Consider the following 1,478-nt stretch of genomic DNA (forward strand, 5'->3'; position numbering starts at 1 on the left):
TCAGCTTAATATCTTTCCTATATCTTCTTTTATTTGTCCATAAATAATTTGTCTACGGTACTTAGGCGCAAATACAATATGATACTTGCAGGGAGTGTAAAATAGTTTGTGTAAATCGGTATTGCATGAATCTACTTTATGCCCCATACTGGGGTAAACAAAGATAAGGACGGTAACAGAATGGCAAAGTGTAAAACTCCACCAACTACCCCAGGCGAGCAGATTGCTCAGCAAATCCTCAACAACTACGACATCAAGAGCGCGGAAGACGTACAGGACGTCCTGAAGCAGATTTTTGGCCCCATTTTTGAGTCCATGCTCAAAGGTGAGATGGAAAATCATCTCGGCCATAAGAAGCATGAGCGCTCCGAAGACGGTGACAATGTCCGGAACGGCTATTCATCCAAGACGCTCAAGACCTCTCTGGGCGAGGTTCCTATCCGCGTCCCTAGGGATCGCCAGAGTACGTTTGAACCGCAGATCATCAAGAAGCACCAGCGCGACGTTTCGTCCATCGAGGGCAAGGTACTGGCGATGTATGCCCGTGGCATGAGCCAACGCGACATCGCTGCAACCATCGAAGACATCTACGGCTTCCAGATGTCACATGAACAGATCTCCACCATCACAGGCTGCGTCATGGAAGAGGTCGAGGCATGGCGGAATCGTCCGCTCCAGTCGTTCTATCCATTTGCTTTCGTCGACTGCATCTACGTATCGCTGCGCACGGAGTATGGCGTCCAGCAGGTGGCCGTCTATGTCATGCTTGCCTATGACGTCAACGGCTGCAAGGATGTCCTTGGCCTCTGGATCAACGAGACGGAGAGCAAGCATGCCTGGATGCAGATCTTCGACGAGCTGCGGGCTCGCGGCGTTAAGGATCTTGGCATCCTGTCCATGGATGGCGTGAGCGGATTGGAGGAAGGCGCCAAGGCTGTATTCCCGCATGCCACGGTTCAGCGCTGCATCGTACACCTCATCCGCAATTCCATCCGCTACATCCCACGCAAGCAGTGGAGTGCATTCACGAAGCAGCTGAAGCTCATCTATGGTGCCATCAACGTCAAGCAGGCCCGTCAGGAATTCGAGAAGTTCAAGACCGACTGGCAGGCTTATCCAGGCGCGGTCAGCGTATGGGAAAACAATTTCTCACACGTCGAGCAGCTCTATAACTATGGCAGTGCCGTGCGCAAGATCATGTACACGACCAATGCCATCGAGAGCGTCAACTCTAGCTTCCGCAAGGTGACCAAGAAAGGCGCTTTCCCCAACGAGGATGCAGTCTTCAAGATTTTCTACCTACGCATCCAAGAGCTCTATAAAAAATGGAAGGGTCGTCACGTCGCAAACTGGGCGATGGTCCGGAACCAGCTGCTCATGGACGACAGGATGTCTCAGCTTATGCAGCAATACGATGTTGCTTATTGAATCGATTTACACAAAACTCTTGACACACYSAATCTCCGAAACCTTCCAGT

At 51.1% G+C, this 1,478-nt stretch carries 1 protein-coding gene and 1 pseudogene; one reads left to right on the plus strand and one right to left on the minus strand.

Going from position 1 to position 1,478, the window contains the following annotated elements:
* Positions 1-6: 6 nt before the first annotated feature.
* A pseudogene (locus tag NM10_RS13905) lies at positions 7-147 on the minus strand (transposase); the annotation flags it as partial.
* 33 nt (positions 148-180) lie between these two features.
* Here NM10_RS13905 and NM10_RS12675 point away from each other — a divergent pair.
* Positions 181-1,428, plus strand: coding sequence for an IS256 family transposase (locus tag NM10_RS12675; RefSeq protein WP_020311933.1), 1,248 nt, complete (start codon positions 181-183; stop codon positions 1,426-1,428).
* Positions 1,429-1,478: the final 50 nt, after the last annotated feature.

This window comes from Megasphaera sp. NM10 (genome assembly GCF_000417505.1).
GTDB lineage: Bacteria > Bacillota > Negativicutes > Veillonellales > Megasphaeraceae > Megasphaera > Megasphaera intestinihominis.